At 56.5% G+C, this 16,511-nt stretch carries 16 protein-coding genes; 9 read left to right on the top strand and 7 right to left on the bottom strand.

The genetic code is table 11. The features are described from left to right. The first annotated feature begins 13 nt into the window (after positions 1–13). Both aguA and MRK42_RS17285 read left to right on the top strand, forming a co-directional pair. Positions 14–1,111, top strand: a complete 1,098-nt coding sequence (gene aguA, locus MRK42_RS17290) for an agmatine deiminase (protein ID WP_223378974.1) — start codon at positions 14–16, stop codon at positions 1,109–1,111. A 255-nt stretch (positions 1,112–1,366) separates the two neighbouring features. Next, positions 1,367–3,070, top strand: a complete 1,704-nt coding sequence (locus tag MRK42_RS17285; RefSeq protein ID WP_354688374.1) for an amidase — start codon at positions 1,367–1,369, stop codon at positions 3,068–3,070. A gap of 129 nt (positions 3,071–3,199) precedes the next feature. Here MRK42_RS17285 and MRK42_RS17280 read toward each other — a convergent pair whose 3' ends face one another. After that, a complete protein-coding gene (locus MRK42_RS17280; RefSeq protein WP_354688373.1) occupies positions 3,200–4,090 on the bottom strand; it encodes an AIPR family protein in 891 nt (296 codons plus the stop codon). 26 nt (positions 4,091–4,116) lie between these two features. On the opposite strand from MRK42_RS17280, the gene MRK42_RS17275 reads away from it, so the two are divergent. Further along, positions 4,117–5,097, top strand: a complete 981-nt coding sequence (locus MRK42_RS17275) for an IS5-like element IS5 family transposase (protein ID WP_279458731.1) — start codon at positions 4,117–4,119, stop codon at positions 5,095–5,097. Between the two features lie 47 nt (positions 5,098–5,144). Here the strand turns inward: MRK42_RS17275 and MRK42_RS17270 are convergent, their stop codons facing one another. Next, a complete protein-coding gene (locus MRK42_RS17270) occupies positions 5,145–5,693 on the bottom strand; it encodes a hypothetical protein (protein ID WP_354688372.1) in 549 nt (182 codons plus the stop codon). Positions 5,694–5,719: 26 nt separating this feature from the next. Between MRK42_RS17270 and MRK42_RS17265 the strand changes: the two genes are divergently transcribed. Then, a complete protein-coding gene (locus MRK42_RS17265) occupies positions 5,720–6,700 on the top strand; it encodes an IS5-like element IS5 family transposase (protein WP_279458731.1) in 981 nt (326 codons plus the stop codon). Between the two features lie 47 nt (positions 6,701–6,747). Here the strand turns inward: MRK42_RS17265 and MRK42_RS17260 are convergent, their stop codons facing one another. After that, positions 6,748–7,302 (bottom strand): hypothetical protein, encoded by a 555-nt coding sequence (locus tag MRK42_RS17260; RefSeq protein ID WP_354688371.1) that lies wholly within the window; start codon positions 7,300–7,302, stop codon positions 6,748–6,750. Positions 7,303–7,615: 313 nt separating this feature from the next. Between MRK42_RS17260 and MRK42_RS17255 the strand changes: the two genes are divergently transcribed. Next, on the top strand, positions 7,616–8,563 hold the full coding sequence (locus MRK42_RS17255) for an alpha-amylase family glycosyl hydrolase (RefSeq protein WP_354688370.1): 948 nt from the start codon (positions 7,616–7,618) through the stop codon (positions 8,561–8,563). Positions 8,564–8,900: 337 nt separating this feature from the next. Here the strand turns inward: MRK42_RS17255 and MRK42_RS17250 are convergent, their stop codons facing one another. The 3 genes from MRK42_RS17250 to MRK42_RS17240 form a co-directional block, all read right to left on the bottom strand. Beyond that, on the bottom strand, positions 8,901–10,148 hold the full coding sequence (locus MRK42_RS17250) for a DEAD/DEAH box helicase (RefSeq protein WP_354688369.1): 1,248 nt from the start codon (positions 10,146–10,148) through the stop codon (positions 8,901–8,903). 49 nt (positions 10,149–10,197) lie between these two features. Beyond that, entirely contained in the window at positions 10,198–11,703 is a 1,506-nt protein-coding gene (locus MRK42_RS17245; RefSeq protein ID WP_354688368.1) for a GGDEF domain-containing protein, read from the bottom strand. A 141-nt stretch (positions 11,704–11,844) separates the two neighbouring features. Continuing rightward, positions 11,845–12,309 (bottom strand): hypothetical protein, encoded by a 465-nt coding sequence (locus MRK42_RS17240; protein WP_354688367.1) that lies wholly within the window; start codon positions 12,307–12,309, stop codon positions 11,845–11,847. Between the two features lie 198 nt (positions 12,310–12,507). Between MRK42_RS17240 and MRK42_RS17235 the strand changes: the two genes are divergently transcribed. After that, positions 12,508–13,419, top strand: a complete 912-nt coding sequence (locus MRK42_RS17235; protein WP_225634135.1) for an S-adenosyl-l-methionine hydroxide adenosyltransferase family protein — start codon at positions 12,508–12,510, stop codon at positions 13,417–13,419. A 63-nt stretch (positions 13,420–13,482) separates the two neighbouring features. Here MRK42_RS17235 and MRK42_RS17230 read toward each other — a convergent pair whose 3' ends face one another. Continuing rightward, positions 13,483–14,043 (bottom strand): carbonate dehydratase, encoded by a 561-nt coding sequence (locus MRK42_RS17230; protein ID WP_026457421.1) that lies wholly within the window; start codon positions 14,041–14,043, stop codon positions 13,483–13,485. A gap of 229 nt (positions 14,044–14,272) precedes the next feature. Between MRK42_RS17230 and MRK42_RS17225 the strand changes: the two genes are divergently transcribed. The 3 genes from MRK42_RS17225 to MRK42_RS17215 all read left to right on the top strand — a co-directional run bounded on the left by MRK42_RS17225 (position 14,273) and on the right by MRK42_RS17215 (position 16,311). After that, positions 14,273–14,914, top strand: a complete 642-nt coding sequence (locus tag MRK42_RS17225) for a ribonuclease (protein ID WP_223378963.1) — start codon at positions 14,273–14,275, stop codon at positions 14,912–14,914. 66 nt (positions 14,915–14,980) lie between these two features. Further along, on the top strand, positions 14,981–15,268 hold the full coding sequence (locus tag MRK42_RS17220; protein ID WP_061476321.1) for a hypothetical protein: 288 nt from the start codon (positions 14,981–14,983) through the stop codon (positions 15,266–15,268). After that, entirely contained in the window at positions 15,265–16,311 is a 1,047-nt protein-coding gene (locus MRK42_RS17215) for a nitronate monooxygenase (RefSeq protein WP_354688366.1), read from the top strand. The genes MRK42_RS17220 and MRK42_RS17215 overlap by 4 nt, the downstream gene beginning before the upstream one ends. Positions 16,312–16,511 lie beyond the last annotated feature (200 nt).

The raw sequence follows: 16,511 nt of genomic DNA, 5'->3' as shown, positions 1-16,511 counted from the left end.
AAGGAGCCTTGCGATGAGCATCAAGACCATCAACTCCACTCCGGCCGCCGACGGCTTCACCATGCCCGCCGAGTGGGCGCATCAGCAAGCTGTCTGGATGATTTGGCCGTTTCGCCCGGACAACTGGCGCGTCGCCGGCCGCTTCGCCCAAGCCACCTTCGCCAAGGTTGCCGACGCCATCGGGCAAGCCACCCCGGTCTTTATGGGTGTCCCTGCCCAGTTTATGGAGCAGGCGCGCGTCGTCATGCCCGCCCACGTCACTTTGGTCGAGATGAACAGCGATGACTGCTGGGCCCGCGACACAGGTCCCACCATAGTCACCAATGCGGCCGGTGAGTGCCGCGGCGTGGACTGGGGCTTCAACGCCTGGGGCGGCCACAAGGGCGGTCTCTACTACCCCTGGGATCAGGACGAAAAAGTGGCGGCCCGGATGCTGGAACAGCACGGCATGGATCGTTACGACGCGCCGCTCATTCTGGAAGGGGGCTCCATCCACGTCGACGGCGAAGGCACCTGCATGACCACCGCCGAGTGCCTGCTCAACGAAAACCGCAATCCGGATCTCACCAAGGAGCAGATCGAAGCACACCTTCGCGATTATCTCGGCGTCACCAGCTTTATCTGGCTGGACGAGGGCGTCTACATGGACGAGACCGACGGCCATATCGACAACATGTGCTGCTTCGTTCGCCCGGGTGAAGTGGCCTTGCACTGGACCGACGACCAGACCGATCCCCAGTACGCCCGCTCCGTGGCCGCCCTCAAGGTGCTTGAGGCCGCCGTCGACGCCAAGGGGCGCAAGCTCAAAGTATGGAAGCTGCCCCAGCCGGGCCCGCTGTTCTGCACTGAGGAAGAATCCGCCGGTGTCGAGAGCGGCACCGGTGTACCGCGCGAGGCCGAAGGCCGTCTGGCCGGCTCCTACGTGAACTTCCTTATCACCAACGATCGCATCGTCTACCCGCTGCTCGACGCAGCCACCGACGGCGAGGCCCAGCGCATCCTGGAAGAAATTTTCCCGCAGCATAAAGTGGTTGGCGTGCCGGCCCGCGAGATCCTGCTGGGCGGTGGCAATATTCACTGCATCACCCAGCAGATCCCCTCCGGCAAATAAGAACCGGATGACGATCCTGCTGCGAGACCGTGATCAAGGCTCATGTGCTGCTCGGAAGCCTCACGTATGTTTATACGCTCCGGTTCCTGCGCTGCTCTTCACCTTGCTGACGGCCTCTCGCGACGGGTCGTAAACCGGTTCTAGTTAGTATTCAAAACCCCATGCCGTGGGGTTTTATCTCTTGATGACGTGATGGTCGCAGGTGCTGATGCGGCGATCATCATGACAAACCGTCACCCTTTACAGGAGATCCCCATGATCGAAGTGACCGAGGTTTCCATTGCCGAGCTGCGCGGTGCGCTCGAAGCAGGCCGCACCACAGCGGTCGAACTGGTCAAGGCCTATCTGGCCCGGATCGAGGCCTACAACGGCCCCGAGACCGCAACCAAACTCAACGCCCTCGTGGTGCCCAATCCCGATGCGTTGAAAGAGGCGCAAGCGTCTGATGAGCGCCGCGCCCGTGGCGAAACCCTGGGGCCGCTCGACGGCATCCCCTACACCGCCAAAGACAGCTATCTGGTCAAGGGGCTCACTGCCGCCTCCGGCAGCCCGGCCTTCAAGGATCTGGTGGCCCAGCGCGATGCCTTTACCATAGAGCGGCTGCGCGCCGCCGGTGCCATCTGCCTTGGCAAAACCAATATGCCGCCGATGGCCAATGGCGGCATGCAGCGCGGCGTCTATGGTCGTGCCGAGAGCCCCTACAACGCCGACTACCTGACAGCGCCTTTTGCCTCCGGCTCCTCCAACGGGGCCGGCACCGCCACCGCAGCCAGTTTCGCCGCCTTTGGGCTGGCTGAAGAGACCTGGTCGAGCGGCCGTGGCCCCGCCTCCAACAACGGCCTGTGTGCCTACACCCCGTCCCGTGGCGTTATCTCGGTGCGTGGCAACTGGCCGCTGACCCCGACCATGGATGTGGTGGTGCCCTACGCCCGCACCATGGCCGATCTCTTGGAAGTGCTCGACGTAGTGGTCGCCGACGATAGTGATACTCGCGGCGATCTGTGGCGTTTGCAGCCCTGGGTTAAGATCCCCAAGGCGTCCGAGGTGCGTCCGGCTTCCTATCTGGAGCTGGCCGCCCAGCCCGATGCCCTCAAGGGCAAGCGCCTCGGCGTGCCGCGTATGTTTATCAACAAGGATGAACTGGCTGGCACCAGCGAAAACCCCGGTATCGGCGGCCCGACCGGTCAGCGCATCCATACCCGCGAGGCCGTGATTGCCCTCTGGGAAGATGCGCGCAAGGCGCTGGAAGCCGCGGGCGCCGAAGTCATCGAAGTGGACTTCCCGCTGGTCTCCAACTGCGAAGGGGACAGACCCGGCGCACCGACCGTGTTCAATCGCGGCATCGTGAGCCCTGAGTTCCTCAACGACGAACTGTGGGAGCTCTCCGGCTGGGCGTTCGACGACTTCCTGCGCGCCAACGGCGACCCCAAGTTGAACAAGCTTGAGGATGTCGATGGCCCCCAGATCTTCCCCCATGATCCGGGCACCCTGCCGAACCGCGAAGGGGATCTCGCCGCTGGCATGGACGAGTACGTCAACATGGCCAAGCGCGGCATCAAGCGCTTTGACGAGATTGCTTCGGTGCCGGACGGCCTGCGTGGGCTGGAGAAGACCCGCAAGCTGGACTTGGAGGACTGGATGGACGGGCTCAAGCTCGACGCCGTGCTGTTCCCCACCGTCGCCGACGTCGCCCCGGCTGATGCGGATGTGAATCCGGCCTCCGCCGATATCGCCTGGAGCAACGGCATCTGGGTGGCCAACGGCAACCTCGCCATTCGCCATCTCGGCGTGCCGACCGTCACTGTCCCCATGGGGGTGATGGCCGATATCGGTATGCCGGTGGGCCTGACCTTCGCCGGTCGCGCCTATGACGACAACAACCTGCTGCGCTTCGCCTCGGCCTTCGAGTCCACCGGCAGCAAGCGTATGGTGCCGCCACGCACGCCGCCGCTGGTTTGATTGCTGTTGTGAGTTAAATCTCTCTGGTTTATCCGAAGATAATGAAAAGACCACCCGTTATGCGGGTGGTCTTTTCATCCACGATTTACCAAAAGCATCTGCTCAGGTAAACGTTACAGAGCATTATTATCAGATATCTAATTGAGAGTTCAAATGCTCTTTAAATCTGGCATGAATCAATTTTCTTGAGTCTGTCATGGTATTGTCAGTCTCAAAACTAAGCAGTGCATCTTCTAATAATCTGATACAGTCTGAATATTGCATATCTGGCCGACTTGCCTTCATGTACATTACATAAAAAACTTTTTGTTCAATTTTCTGTATGCTGTTATTGGCTGAATTATACTCTGCTTTTACAGCGAAATAGTTTCTGATTATATTTGGTGCTTCTGATATGTTAAATTTCTCCTCGGAGAATACATCATCATAATACTTTCCGAAAATATGTTGCTTTTGGTTGGACGATTTGTCTGGGTGTCCTTGAATTGCAAATAGAATTTGTCCAAACAACTCCATGCTGATTTTGTACTGGTAGTTTTTATTGTTGTCCATACCAGTATCGCCATTTTTTCTAGAATAAATTATGTCATGAGCCTCAAGCAGTTGCTCTATTTGTATTTGTAGCGTACTAAGTGATTTAAGGTCTATGTTTGATATTGAGTTTTGGCTATTTGTGTATTCTGCAATTTTATTGACTGCTTCGCTATCTGAAGCATTGAAAATTCTGACTAAAACCTCACTTCGAGAAAGGTAATCAGTAATATTTCTTTCATCCAAAGCATTAAAGTTATGAAGGGTTCTTAATGTTTGCCCTCCATTCAATACTTGGAAATCATCTATGTTTATTCGAACCTTTTTCCTACCATTTACTTCTTCTGCCTTTATGGTTCTAGCAACTATGGTCATTCCATTGTTGTACATAAAGAACTTGGAAGGCTCATCTTTAAGTGTTTTTGCTATTGCTGCATTATATTTAGGGAAGGTGCGAACAAGTCTGTGATATGAGATCATAATGTTCATCCGGAGCCGCATTTCCGAGGGCCATCATGAGTCATCAACTCACCTTCGCCGACAGTGAATTCAGCAGTAAGCGCCGTCAGACCAGAAAAGAGATTTTCTTGTCCCGCATGGAGCAGATTCTGCCATGGCAAAACATGGTGGAAGTCATCGAGCCGTTTTACCCCAAGGCTGGTAATGGCCGGCGACCTTATCCGCTGGAAACCATGCTACGCATTCACTGCATGCAGCATTGGTACAACCTGAGCGATGGCGCGATGGAAGATGCTCTGTACGAAATCGCCTCCATGCGTCTGTTTGCCCGGTTATCCCTGGATAGCGCCTTGCCGGACCGCACCACCATCATGAATTTCCGCCACCTGCTGGAGCAGCATCAACTGGCCCGCCAATTGTTCAAGACCATCAATCGCTGGCTGGCCGAAGCAGGCGTCATGATGACTCAAGGCACCTTGGTCGATGCCACCATCATTGAGGCACCCAGCTCGACCAAGAACAAAGAGCAGCAACGCGATCCGGAGATGCATCAGACCAAGAAAGGCAATCAGTGGCACTTTGGCATGAAGGCCCACATTGGTGTCGATGCCAAGAGTGGCCTGACCCACAGCCTAGTCACCACCGCGGCCAACGAGCATGACCTCAATCAGCTGGGTAATCTGCTGCATGGAGAGGAGCAATTTGTCTCAGCCGATGCCGGCTACCAAGGGGCGCCACAGCGCGAGGAGCTGGCCGAGGTGGATGTGGACTGGCTGATCGCCGAGCGCCCCGGCAAGGTAAGAACCTTGAAACAGCATCCACGCAAGAACAAAACGGCCATCAACATCGAATACATGAAAGCCCGCATCCGGGCCAAAGTGGAGCACCCGTTTCGCATCATCAAGCGGCAGTTCGGCTTCGTGAAAGCCAGATACAAGGGGCTACAGAAAAACGATAACCAACTGGCGATGTTATTCACCCTGGCCAACCTGTTTCGGGTGGACCAGATGATACGTCAGTGGGAGAGATCTCACTAAAAACCGGAAATAACGCCAGGAATGGCGAAAAAAACGGCCTAAATAGGCTAATTCGAGGTGTTTACGGGAGAACAATCGGCCCGGATCCGCGAAATTTTAATCAGCGAGCCAGCTTGGGAAGAAATGACCTGCTTATTCGCACTTTCCTTAGACCGTTGGACAAATCCTCGGACGTTATCAAAGAGAACTCCGTATTCCAATTTTTCTCTTGCGAGTAGATTTAGATCTTCTAAATTGTAGTTAAGTCTTAGATCCGAATTCTTTGATGTAATTCTAATAATGTCAGAGGCACACATTCTTACGATGTATGATTTAGACGTAGATATTGAACTTTCTGAATATGACATCAGTGCATCCTGATCAATAATCATTTCTGCAGAAATAGGTGCTGGTCTTATAGACATCATATTTTTGATATCTGGAAGGCATAAAGAAATCACCTCCATGTCATAGAAATCTATCAGCTGCTTTATCGACATTTCATTTACATCAATCGGCACTGCTTCATTACTTATCATATACAATGAAAGCTTCCACACCTCTTTACCATTAAGGAAGGTGCGAACAAGTCTGTGATATGAGATCATAATGTTCATCCGGAGCCGCATTTCCGAGGGCCATCATGAGTCATCAACTCACCTTCGCCGACAGTGAATTCAGCAGTAAGCGCCGTCAGACCAGAAAAGAGATTTTCTTGTCCCGCATGGAGCAGATTCTGCCATGGCAAAACATGGTGGAAGTCATCGAGCCGTTTTACCCCAAGGCTGGTAATGGCCGGCGACCTTATCCGCTGGAAACCATGCTACGCATTCACTGCATGCAGCATTGGTACAACCTGAGCGATGGCGCGATGGAAGATGCTCTGTACGAAATCGCCTCCATGCGTCTGTTTGCCCGGTTATCCCTGGATAGCGCCTTGCCGGACCGCACCACCATCATGAATTTCCGCCACCTGCTGGAGCAGCATCAACTGGCCCGCCAATTGTTCAAGACCATCAATCGCTGGCTGGCCGAAGCAGGCGTCATGATGACTCAAGGCACCTTGGTCGATGCCACCATCATTGAGGCACCCAGCTCGACCAAGAACAAAGAGCAGCAACGCGATCCGGAGATGCATCAGACCAAGAAAGGCAATCAGTGGCACTTTGGCATGAAGGCCCACATTGGTGTCGATGCCAAGAGTGGCCTGACCCACAGCCTAGTCACCACCGCGGCCAACGAGCATGACCTCAATCAGCTGGGTAATCTGCTGCATGGAGAGGAGCAATTTGTCTCAGCCGATGCCGGCTACCAAGGGGCGCCACAGCGCGAGGAGCTGGCCGAGGTGGATGTGGACTGGCTGATCGCCGAGCGCCCCGGCAAGGTAAGAACCTTGAAACAGCATCCACGCAAGAACAAAACGGCCATCAACATCGAATACATGAAAGCCCGCATCCGGGCCAAAGTGGAGCACCCGTTTCGCATCATCAAGCGGCAGTTCGGCTTCGTGAAAGCCAGATACAAGGGGCTACAGAAAAACGATAACCAACTGGCGATGTTATTCACCCTGGCCAACCTGTTTCGGGTGGACCAGATGATACGTCAGTGGGAGAGATCTCACTAAAAACCGGAAATAACGCCAGGAATGGCGAAAAAAACGGCCTAAATAGGCTAATTCGAGGTGTTTACGGGAGAACAATCGGCCCGGATCCGCGAAATTTTAATCAGCGAGCCAGCTTGGGAAGAAATGACCTGCTTATTCGCACTTTCCTTAAGATGTGATATGATTGTTTTAACAAAGTCTTTTGTCTTTCCTTCTAGCCCTTCAGAACTTTCAGTAAGAATGCAATTCACTAATTTTGTGGATATAAATGCATCATTCTGACTTTGCATTTTGTCGGCATTGAATTTTTCTCTAAACTTAAAGTTTAGAAGTAAGATTTCCTTATTTTCTTCATCTATGTATATGGCATCTACACCATAATCATCAATTCGTTCACCAGTTAGGAAATAGTTATATTCAGTATCTGTTATATAGTCACTTAATTTATCTATATCTTTGTCATTGCATAAGTTCTCTAGCATATAGAGATAAAAACCAAATCTTTCTTTCAACTTATCAGTAGGCGGTTCGGAAAATAAATTATTTGATTTTTTAAAAAGTTCATAATACTTACTGCATTTTATATTTAGAAGTTTAAAATCATTAATGCTTGCCGTGCTCATGTTCAATCCTTATTTATTGGCAAATAAATGTAAAATTATAATCGCCGCGTAGTAATCAAATGGATATCATACTTATTTGTCTGCTGTGAGAAAGGTTAATTGGCAATAAATTAGACGCAGATCAATTAGGGGTGATTCTGGGACACTGGGGCGATTCTGGGACGGGGCGATTCTGGGACACCCATCTTTTTGACAGGGGCGTCGCGGTCTGCTTGGCTTGAAGCCTCACTGCCGAAGATTCTGGGACACCCACCTCTTTGACAGCCGCGTGAGGCTCTGCTTGGCTTAACCGAAAGCGCAGAGGGGACTTGCCATGACCATCGCCTGTTCACGTCAAATCAGTCTGCAGGATACGCCCTACTACCACGTGGTGAGCCGCTGCGTGCGGCGGGCTTTCCTGTGTGGGGAAGATGCCCACTCTGGCCAGAGCTACGAGCATCGTCGCCAGTGGGTGGTCGACAGGCTGGGTCAGCTGTCTCGGCTCTTTGCCATCGGCATCTGCGCCTATGCCGTGATGAGCAACCACTATCATCTGGTGCTGAAAGTGGATGCAGAGCAGGCGCAGGGCTGGAGCGAGCGGGAGGTGGCCGAGCGATGGGCCGGTTTGTTTCAGTGGCCATTGTTGGTCCGCCGCTGGTATCAGGGGGATGTCCTGATTGAGCCGGAGCTGGCTGTGGTGCAAGGGCTAATAGAGGAGTGGCGCGGGCGGCTCTATTCCATCAGCTGGTTTGTGCGTCTGCTCAACGAGGGGTTGGCTCGCCAAGCCAATCAAGAAGATGGCTGCAAGGGGCACTTCTGGGAGGGGCGCTTCAAGAGTCAGGCCTTGCTGACGGAGTCGGCGCTGCTCGCCTGCATGACCTATGTGGAGCTCAATCCTATTCGCGCCAAGTTGGCTGAGACACCGGAGAAGAGTGACTACACCAGCATCAGCCAGCGCCTCGGCCGTGCTCAAACCACCGAATTGCCGCCCCTGCTGCTCCCGTTTGCTCAGAAGGGTGAACCCAGGTCACTCCCCTACACCTTCACCGACTATCTGATCCTGGTCGACTGGACCGGTCGTGCCATCCGGGGTGACAAGCGGGGTAATATACCCGAAGCGCTTTCCCCCATCTTGCAGCGGCTACAACTCGACGGTGACGACTGGCTCAAGCAGGTGACATTGTTCAAACGAAGCGGCATCCGGGCCATCGGCCACGGTGTGGCCCGAGAACGCTACGCCCACCACTGTGGGCAGCGACGATGTCATCAACCCACTCACTGATTTCACTCCAAACCCACTAGGTATGCCCGTGACACCTGCGTCATTGGCTGGCCGTTATCTGGCTCTTCTGTCGGCACCTTCCATTTCTAGCCCTGAAATGGTGACGATTCCGGCTGTATCCTGCTGAAACCACACCACCAGCCGATTGGCTCGGTCTTCACTACAGAGATAGGTAGAAAAGGGGTGTCCCAAAAAAGGGGGGGGGGCCGACGAGGTAAAAAGGAGGGTGTCCCCAAATAGTCCCAAATAGTCGGAAAAGTGGGTGTCCCGAACAAGAGGCCAAAGCGCCAGTAACAAAAACGCCCGATTGGGCGTTCTTTTTTATGGAGGCGGGGTGTTAGCGTCGTCCTTTGCTGCCTTTATTGTCCCCCAGAGCCTGGCGTCTGGCCTTCTGCTTCTGGGCCCCTTTGCTGCTGCGCGCCTTGCTCGGTGCCTCGCGGGTGAGATCCGGCTCAAAGCCCGGGAACCACTGCTGGGGCAGACGGGTGTCGAGCACCGCCTCGACTTTTTCCAGCAGTGGCGTGTCCTCCGGGCTGAACAGTGTGATGGCGAGTCCCTTGTTGCCGGCGCGACCGGTGCGACCGATGCGGTGCACGTAGTCCTCGGCCACAAAGGGAAACTCCATGTTAATCACATAGTTGAGATCGCTGATATCGAGCCCGCGCGCTGCCACGTCGGTGGCCACCAGGGCCTGCAGGGTGCCGGCACGAAACTCGATCAATACCTTCTCCCGTGCGCTTTGCGACAAGTCCCCGTGAAAGGCCAGCGCATTGATGCCCCCCTTGCCAAGCTGCTGGGCCAGCTTGTCGGCCCCCTGGCGGGTGCGACTGAAGATCAGCGCCGGCGCCCACTCCTTCACCTTGATAAGGTGTTCGATCAGTTCCACCTTGCGCTCGCTGTCCACCGCATAGACACGTTGCTCCACCTCGGCCGCCGTGGTGTTGCGCGATGCCACTTCAATCAGTTCGGGGTCGCGCAGCAATACCTTGCTCAAGGCAAACAGGTTGTCATCGCAGGTGGCCGAGAAGAGCAGGGTCTGGCGATCCTTTGGCAGGAATTTCAACAGCGCCTTGATTTCGTCCATAAAGCCCATGTCGAGCATCCTGTCGGCCTCGTCAAACACCAGATGGGCCACCGCTTCCAGGCTCACAGCCCTATGGCGCAGGTGATCGAGCAAGCGCCCCGGGGTGGCGATCAGGATATCCACGCCCGATTTGAGTGCCTCCACCTGGGCGGCGATGCTGACTCCGCCGTAGACGAGAGTGCTGGTGAGCTCTGTGCCCTTGGCATAGCGCGCGACGCTCTCTTGCACCTGCACCGCCAACTCGCGGGTCGGCACCAGCACCAGGGCACGCACCGGGCGCGTCTTGTCGGTCGACATCTTTTGTAGCTGTTCAATCAGCGGCAGCACAAAGGCGGCGGTTTTGCCGGTACCGGTCTGGGCGCCGGCCAGCAGATCCCGTCCCGCCAGAATGGCGGGGATCGCCCGAGCCTGAATAGGGGTTGGGGCGGCATAGCCCAGCTCGTTCAGGGTCTGAAGCAGTTGGGGGGAGAGAGCCAGTTCGGCAAAAGAAGCAATAGACATAAGGGCACCAGATAGGGGTTATCGCGGCCAGCGGCCACGATCAAGCCAATTACAATGGCCGCGATGGTAGCAGAGCCGCCTCATCGGCAGAAGCTGGCTGGGCAGAGGGCTCACGGATCAGGCGGATCTCCTGTCCCTCATACCAGGCGATATTGTGCTTGCCGTGCTGTTTGACGTGATAGAGCAGCTCGTCGGCCAGGTGTACGGCCTCCGAGACCGTCAGATAGTCGCGAATGCGGATGATGCCGGCCGAGAAGGTGATGGAGGTCGGCAAGGCAGGGATCGCCAGTGGCTTGGCCAGCAAGCGGGCCGCCGAGTGGCGCATCATGTCGTCATCCCCCATCCCCTTGAACAGCACGATAAACTCTTCGCCTCCCCAGCGGATGGCGGTATCTATCTTGCGGGTATTGTCCTTCAGATGGCGGGCGAAGGCGGCCAGCGCTTGATCGCCCGCGTTGTGGCCATAGATGTCATTGATTGACTTGAAGTTATCGATATCCAGCAGCATCAGGTAGTCGTGCTCGTGCAACCGTGCCGGGTTAAGCACATCGCGCCTTGGCAAGCGGGTCAGCTGATCGGTATAGGCCAGGGTACGCACGCGCTGGTAGAGCTGCTTGCCGATGACCATGATCAGCAGCAACAGGATCAGATAGACCTTGAAGGCGGCACTGTGCAGCGTCACCTTGATGAAGTCGAGCCAGGAATATGCCCATTTGAGGTAGAGAATGGTCCCGGCCTTGGTGCGCATAAAGGGCTGGCTCAGGCAGATATGTCTGGCGGGGCAGGGCTTGGCAGCATCAAAGGAGATCGCGGTGCGTGTCGGGTTGAGTTCGTTGAACGGGCGCAACACATCCTCGAAGGCTTTGTCGATGGCGATGTCGATCCCGAGCAACCCATATTTGGCATCGCTTCTCTTCTGCTCCAGCACGAAGGGGAAGAACATCACTATGGTGTTGCGCAGGGTGAAACTGTCAACCTCGATATCCGAGACGAACGCCTCGTCCTTGCTGCACAACGTGTGCTTGGTGATGAAGTCGGTGCAGCCAAAATAGTGATGCCAGGGCGCAAACGCCCTCATATTGGACCCAATGGGCGTCAGTTTGGTCGGCAGCACATCATCATTGGCCACCATGCCGAGCAGCCGGTAGTCATTCCAGATGGTGTAGATATTGATGACCTCCGGATAGGAAAGGGCATAGCGGAAGGTGTTGAGAATATTGGCGGCCGGATATTGCAGCGGGATATCGGCAAAGCGGGCCTTGCTCTCGATATCGTAGCCATAGAGGTAGTTGGTGCCCTCTTCACTCTTGGGGTTCCCTTGCTCCAGAGCGTGGTGCTGTTCGAGATAGTGGGTGATGTTTTCCACCTTGAGGATCTTGGCCCGCTGGTAGAAAACCTCGAACACGTTGTCTTGCTTGGCCGTGATGAGGTCCATGTCGTGGCGGATGTTCAGATAGGTGTAGTAGAACACGCAGCCAAGGCCGGTCAGGATAAGCAGGATCACTCCCAGCAGTGCGGGTTTGGGATGATGAAAGCGAACCTGGTTCCGGATCATGGCCGGGGCTTCTCCTCGGGAATGAGTGTGATGAGTCAAGTACAGCACTGATCGGAAATGAAGTCCGTGTGGCTGGAGTATATGCCACCGGCACCCCGCTAGAATCCACTGTCAATCCTTGCCCCAGGCTGAAGCGATCGGTTATTCGATGAGGATGACGCTGTCGCTGGCCAGATGATGCAGCCACTCCCGGATGATCAGCAGCGTTGCAGCAAAATCGCTATCCTGTGGCAGCTGGCTGGCAACGAGGGGATCCCCTTCCGCCATGGCGGCCAACTGGCCGAAGATCAGCTCGATGTGCTCCCGGCTCAGTTGGTGCGCCCCCAGCACTGGCGTCAGTGAAGGCTGGCTGCGTACCGCCAGCGGCACCCCGGACGGGATCCGGAGGGCGATGCGCATCAGCTCATCCTCCACCACCATGATGGCGCGCTCCAGTTCGAGCGGGGTGGGCGGGGCATGTCTGAAGGGCCCGGGCTGGATGGCGCGAATGCCAAAGGCCAGCGAAATTGGGGCAAGGGTGGCGTCCCACAGATCAAGCCGGACCAGGCTGCTCTTTTCACCGATCTCCAGTAGCAGGCTGTCAGTGCGGGGTGTGGATAGGGGCATAGCAACGCCTTCTGCAATGAACAATGTGGGGGGGGTCAGTCGCTTGAGGGTATCGACTGGCCGTTTGATGAGCAATTTTTCTGCGAGCCAGGACTCACTTTACGGCTTTTTCCTTGCAAACGATCCCGATGGTGACAGTCTGGTTGGCCAAATGGTGTCGCCATTTTCTTCGTTTCCACCAGATTCAGGAGATTCAATATGGACATTCGTACCGCACCTCGCGCCCTTGCTCTCGCCTTTATGTTGGCCAGCGGTGTCGCCGCCGCCAACGAGGCGCTGGTGTTTCAGACCGATTTCGGTCTCAAGGATGGCGCCGTGTCGGCCATGAAGGGGGTGGCCTTCGGGGTGGATCGCACCCTGCCGCTCTATGACCTGACCCACGAGATCCCGGCTTACAACATCTGGGAAGCCTCCTACCGCCTCTATCAGACCCTGCAATATTGGCCGAAGGGTACCGTTTTTGTCAGCGTGGTGGATCCCGGCGTGGGCACGGATCGCAAGTCAGTCGTGCTCAAGACCAAGAGTGGCCACTATATCGTCTCGCCGGACAACGGCACCCTGACTCTGGTGGCCGAGCACTTCGGCATCGATCAGGTGCGCCAGATCGATGAGAAGCACAATCGTCTCAAGGGGTCCGAAAAGTCTTACACCTTCCACGGCCGAGATGTTTACGCCTATACCGGGGCCCGGCTTGCCTCCGGCACCATCAGTTACGAGCAGGTGGGGCCCAAACTGCCCGCCGAGGTAGTGACTATCCCCTATCAAGCGGCGGTGGCCGAGAAGGATGGCACGCTCAAGGGCACCATCCCCATTCTGGATGTGCAATATGGCAACGTCTGGACCAATATCGACGACGCCCTGCTGACCAAAGCCGGGATCGACAAGGGAGACACCGCCTGCATCGCGATTAGCCAAGGGGATGTCGTCAAATATGATGGCAAGGCCCCTTACGTCAGCAGCTTTGGCGATGTGCCGGAAGGACAGCCGCTGGTTTACCTCAACAGCCTGTTGCAGGTCTCTGTGGCCCTCAACATGGATAGCTTTGCCACCAAATATCAGGTGGAGTCCGGGTCCAACTGGCATATCAGTCTGAAGAAGTGTTCACCATAAGCACGAACCATAAATAGCAACGGGCGCTGCGGCGCCCGTTTGTCATCGCAGGATTGGCCTGCCTCAGAACTCGTTGGAGAGCGCCTTGTAGCCTTTGACCAGATCGATGTTGGTGTGGGCCACGTCTTCCGAGAATTCGGCGGCATCGACCGACACCCGGGGGATGTGGGTCAGATCGCTCTGCTGGTTGATCCGGGTGGTGGAGGGGACATAAAACTCCGGCGGCAGATCGCAGCCATCAATGACCGAGTTGTGACGTACCACGGCGCCGTCACCGATATGGCAGTTGAACAGCACGGTATTGAAACCGATGAAGACCCGGTTACCCACCTCGCAGGGGCCATGCACGATGGAGCGATGGGCGATGGAGCTGTATTCGCCTATGGTGACGGCGGCACCGGATTTGGAGTGGATCACCACCCCGTCCTGAATATTGGAGTTGGCGCCGATGATGATGGGCTCCATGTCGCCGCTCTCATCCACCTCGTCGGCACGGATCACCGCATAGGGGCCGACGAACACATTCTCTTTGATGATCACCTTGCCGCAGATGATGGCGGTCTTGTCGATATAGGCAGATTCGTCGATGACCGGCAGGTGGCCGGAGGGATTCTTGCGGATCATGTTACATCCTGTGGTTGCCATGAAGGATTGTCAGCTGGTGGACGGGGAGTCTACCGGTTGGCCAGCTTACGCCTCGATATCGCCTTGGGAAACCCCTCACTGGTCTGACCCTTGTCACGTTCCGGCCCGGGGTGGCTGTTGCCTGCCGCTTTAATATGGGAGCATGGGTCAACAGGGGTGACATTTGGAGCATCCCCAAGCGCAAGTGGCTGCGAGGAATAACACCAAAATGAAGAAGATGATTGGGTTGCTGATGGGAGGCCTGCTGTTTTCCGCTGCCGTTCAGGCCAAAGGGGAGGCGGGGGAATTTGACTATTACGCCATGGCGCTCTCCTGGTCGCCGCAGCATTGCGTCGTAAAACCGGCCGATCGGGAGCAGTGCTCCCGCCAGCTGGGATTCGTGCTGCACGGGCTCTGGCCGCAATATCAGCGGGGCTACCCGAGCAACTGCACCAGCGAGCAGCTCTATCCCGGGATGGAGGAGGCCTTCCCCGGGATCTATCCCAGCCGTTTTCTCTATCGCCATGAGTGGGATAAGCACGGCACCTGCTCCGGTCTCACCCAGCAGCAGTTCCATCAGCTGGCCAGCGATCTGCGCCAGCGGGTGAACATCCCGGCCGCCTATCAGTCCCCCGAGGTGCCGCTGCGCAAGAGCAGCTTCCAGCTCAAGGCGGATCTGGCCACGGCCAACGACTGGCTGGCGCCGGACACCATCACGATCGCCTGCGCCGACGGGGGGCGTTTCCTGCGGGAGATCTATGTCTGCATCAATAAGGAAGGGACGGAGGCGGTTCCCTGCTCGGACGAGATGCAAACACGGGAGCGCCGCTCCTGTGGCCAGCCGGACTTCCTGCTGCGCAGCGTTCGTTGATACCCCCACATCAGGCTCCTCGCGGGCCTGATGTGCACACACCACCTTCGGAAAGGAATCTGAACCATGGGCGAGATGAAACAGTTTTCGGCGCAGGAACGTGGCCTGCTGCTCAGCGTAAAGGGAGTCGGGCCTACCGTGATTGGCCGGCTCGAACAGCTGGGCTATCACAGTTTGAGTGAACTCGCGAAGGCCGATAGTGGCCATATCGTCACGCTGGTGGCCGGCATGCTGGGCTCGACCTGTTGGCAGAACAGCCCGCAAGCTCGCGCGGCCATTGAGGGCGCCATTGCGCTGGCTCGTCGCCAGAGCGCCGACACTCCTCTCCAGGCCAACGAGGAGGCTCGCCCATGAACCGGTTTGTCGAACTCGGGCTGCGTTACCCCATCATTCAGGCACCCATGGCGGGTGTGCAGGATCACCGCCTGGTCATCGCCGCCTGCCATGCCGGCGCGCTGGGCTCTCTGCCAGCCGCCATGCTCAATGCCGAACAGCTATATAAAGCACTGACGGCCATCCGCGCCGCAACTGACGCTCCCTTCAACGTCAATTTCTTCTGCCATCGGCAAGCTGACCCTGACCCGCAGCAGATGCTGCGCTGGCAGCAGGCTCTGGCACCTTACTACGCCGAATTGGGCATCAGTGCAGAGGAGGCAGTCGCAGCTCCAAGCCGGGCTCCCTTCAATGCCGAACATGCAGCCCTGCTTGCAGAGTTCAAACCGGCGGTCGTCAGTTTTCACTTCGGTCTGCCCGAGCCCGAACTGCTGGCCCAGGTGAAAGCCATGGGGGCGTGCGTACTGGCCAGCGCCACCACAGTGGCCGAGGCGCAGTGGTTGGCCCGCCATGGCGCCGATGCCATCATCGCCCAGGGGCTGGAGGCTGGCGGCCACCGTGGCCATTTCCTCTCCGACGATCTCGACTTGCAGCAGGGCACCTTCACCCTGTTGCCGCAGATAGTAGAAGCTGTCGATCTGCCGGTGATTGCCGCAGGAGGGATCGTGGATGGTAGAGGCATTCAGGCGGCGCTGGCGCTGGGGGCGAGCGCGGTGCAGATGGGTACGGCATTTTTGTGCAGCCAGGAGGCCACCACCTCGGCGCTGCATCGGGCGGCGCTACATTCTCCCGACAGCCATCATACCGCCCTGACCAATCTGTTCAGCGGCCGTCCGGCCAGAGGCATCGTCAATCGCCTGATGCAAGAACTAGGGCCCCTGTCAGACTTGGCGCCCGATTTCCCTCATGCAGGTGGCGCCCTGGCGCCGCTGCGTGCGGCGGCAGAAAAAGCGGGAGACCGCGGCTTCTCGCCACTGTGGGCTGGGCAGAATGTGTCGGGGTGTCGTGAGCTACCGGCCGGGGAACTGATCGCCCGTTGGGTGCAGGAAGCCGGATTGACATAAGCCTTCTATATTCGGAGTTCTGCCGATGAGCTGGGTGGACGGGCCTGGGGAGTGCTGCGCTGCTGCATATTTAATCTAAAAGTAGGTTGGCTGTGGATAAATTTGTATAAATCCTGTGTGTTGATATGAATAACTAAAAAAGTGCGCTTTTTTGCAATTTTATTGCATTGAGACCCTTGCCAATGTGATCAATCTCTCTA

This window comes from Aeromonas sp. 19NY04SH05-1 (assembly GCF_040581895.1).
GTDB classification, from domain to species: Bacteria; Pseudomonadota; Gammaproteobacteria; order Enterobacterales; family Aeromonadaceae; genus Aeromonas; species Aeromonas enteropelogenes.
The sequence above is the reverse complement of the archived record's forward strand: the minus strand, read 5'-3'. Positions and strand labels throughout refer to the sequence as shown.

Excerpts from the sequence above, each read along its gene's own strand:
- MRK42_RS17245 (WP_354688368.1), bottom strand. The coding sequence starts at position 11,703 with ATGATCCGGAACCAGGTTCGCTTTCATCATCCCAAACCCGCACTGCTG.
- MRK42_RS17275 (WP_279458731.1), top strand. The coding sequence starts at position 4,117 with ATGAGTCATCAACTCACCTTCGCCGACAGTGAATTCAGCAGTAAGCGC.
- MRK42_RS17215 (WP_354688366.1), top strand. The coding sequence starts at position 15,265 with ATGAACCGGTTTGTCGAACTCGGGCTGCGTTACCCCATCATTCAGGCA.
- MRK42_RS17235 (WP_225634135.1), top strand. The coding sequence starts at position 12,508 with ATGGACATTCGTACCGCACCTCGCGCCCTTGCTCTCGCCTTTATGTTG.
- MRK42_RS17225 (WP_223378963.1), top strand. The coding sequence starts at position 14,273 with ATGAAGAAGATGATTGGGTTGCTGATGGGAGGCCTGCTGTTTTCCGCT.
- MRK42_RS17250 (WP_354688369.1), bottom strand. The coding sequence starts at position 10,148 with ATGTCTATTGCTTCTTTTGCCGAACTGGCTCTCTCCCCCCAACTGCTT.
- MRK42_RS17230 (WP_026457421.1), bottom strand. The coding sequence starts at position 14,043 with ATGATCCGCAAGAATCCCTCCGGCCACCTGCCGGTCATCGACGAATCT.
- MRK42_RS17220 (WP_061476321.1), top strand. The coding sequence starts at position 14,981 with ATGGGCGAGATGAAACAGTTTTCGGCGCAGGAACGTGGCCTGCTGCTC.
- MRK42_RS17255 (WP_354688370.1), top strand. The coding sequence starts at position 7,616 with ATGACCATCGCCTGTTCACGTCAAATCAGTCTGCAGGATACGCCCTAC.
- MRK42_RS17260 (WP_354688371.1), bottom strand. The coding sequence starts at position 7,302 with ATGAGCACGGCAAGCATTAATGATTTTAAACTTCTAAATATAAAATGC.
- MRK42_RS17240 (WP_354688367.1), bottom strand. The coding sequence starts at position 12,309 with ATGCCCCTATCCACACCCCGCACTGACAGCCTGCTACTGGAGATCGGT.
- MRK42_RS17270 (WP_354688372.1), bottom strand. The coding sequence starts at position 5,693 with ATGAACATTATGATCTCATATCACAGACTTGTTCGCACCTTCCTTAAT.
- MRK42_RS17285 (WP_354688374.1), top strand. The coding sequence starts at position 1,367 with ATGATCGAAGTGACCGAGGTTTCCATTGCCGAGCTGCGCGGTGCGCTC.
- MRK42_RS17280 (WP_354688373.1), bottom strand. The coding sequence starts at position 4,090 with ATGAACATTATGATCTCATATCACAGACTTGTTCGCACCTTCCCTAAA.
- MRK42_RS17265 (WP_279458731.1), top strand. The coding sequence starts at position 5,720 with ATGAGTCATCAACTCACCTTCGCCGACAGTGAATTCAGCAGTAAGCGC.
- aguA (WP_223378974.1), top strand. The coding sequence starts at position 14 with ATGAGCATCAAGACCATCAACTCCACTCCGGCCGCCGACGGCTTCACC.